Origin of the sequence: Deinococcus pimensis DSM 21231, from assembly GCF_000519345.1 — a bacterium.
Classification (GTDB): Bacteria; Deinococcota; Deinococci; order Deinococcales; family Deinococcaceae; genus Deinococcus_A; species Deinococcus_A pimensis.
Window position 1 is genome coordinate 125,546 of record NZ_KI912635.1, and the last position, 1,319, is coordinate 126,864.

The following is a 1,319-nucleotide window of genomic DNA, read 5'->3' on the forward strand; positions in this document are numbered from 1 at the left end:
CAGCGGACGGTCCGCGCTCCACGCGGCCGCCGTGACGCCCCGCAACTCCCGGTCGGGCCTCATCATGGACAGCCAGCGCGCGAAGAGGTCCGCGCCGACCGAGTCCGCCGCGTAACGACGGTCCCAGCGCTCCAGCACGTCCGCCGCGTCCCGCGCGAGGGCGTCCCCGTGCGCCCGCGCCGCCTCCAGCAGGGAAGGCACCAGCCGATCCGCGGTCTCCGAACGCACGTCGTTCGCGCCCGCGAGCAGGCCCTCCAGCGTCGCCGTCTCCATCGCCAGGAGCATCCTGAGGCTGCGCTGCTCGCGCGGCGTCACCATGCGCGGCGCCACGTACGCCGGGTACGCGCCCGGATCGAGCGGGGCGGGCAGCGTCGTCAGCCACGGCGGGTTGTTCGCGTTCTGCACCCAGCCCGACGGCGGATTCACCACGCGCGGAAGCTCCGAGAAGTCGTGCGTCTCGGTCCAGACCAGCCCGGAGTCGTCGCCCGGCAGGGTCCCCGCGACCTCCTGCCACGTCGTGCCCGGCGCGCGGCGCGGCACGAGACCCGTGAAGTAGGTGGCGGCGTTGCCCGCGGCGTCCGCGTACATCACCGTGAACAGCGCGTTCTGCCCGCGCGCGAGGGCCGCCTCGAACTCCGCGTGCGTCCGCGCGCGCCCCATCGCCCAGTACTGCGAGAAGATCCCGTGGATGGGGGAGACGTCGAGACCCACGCAGCGCACCGCCACCGCCCGCCCCCGATCCGACGTGAGCACCGGCCCGTGCACCGTGCGCCGCACCGTCAGCGTCTCCTCGCGCAGCGAACCGTCCGCCTCCCGCACCCGCAGCGTCTCCTCGCGCGTCTCGAAGGGCCGCACCTCCCCGTCGAGGACGTACCCGCCCTCACGCTCCACGAGCGCGAACGCGTCCCAGCCCTTGAGGGTGTTCACCGTGTGCGCCCAGCCGAGCTGCTCGTTGAAGCCGTAGCGCAGCACCGGCCAGCCCACCTGCGCCACCCCGTACAGGTTCACGCCCGGCGCGTTCAGGTGCGCCTCGAAGAACGTGTGGAAGTCGCCCCAGTACAGATGCGGATTCGCCAGCAGCAGACCCCGCCCGCTCGCGCTGCGCGTGCCCGCCACCGCCCACGCGTTCGAGCCCGCCACGCCCGTCCCCATCACCGGCAGGTCGGGCAGCAGCGTCGTGTACGGCACGAGGTCGTTGTACGGCTCGCCCGCGGGGCGCTGCCCCAGCTGCGTCAGGTACACGAGGTACACCCGCTGGATGTGCGACAGCACGTCCTCCACCGTGAGGGGCAGCAGCGCGCGCGCGTCGTCGTCCAGCG

1 protein-coding gene is annotated in these 1,319 nt (G+C 73.6%); it reads right to left on the bottom strand.

All coding sequences use genetic code 11. The annotated features are described in order from the left end of the window. On the bottom strand, nucleotides 1-1,319 hold a 1,319-nt coding region (locus DEIPI_RS29500; RefSeq protein ID WP_211238264.1), incomplete at both ends, for a penicillin acylase family protein.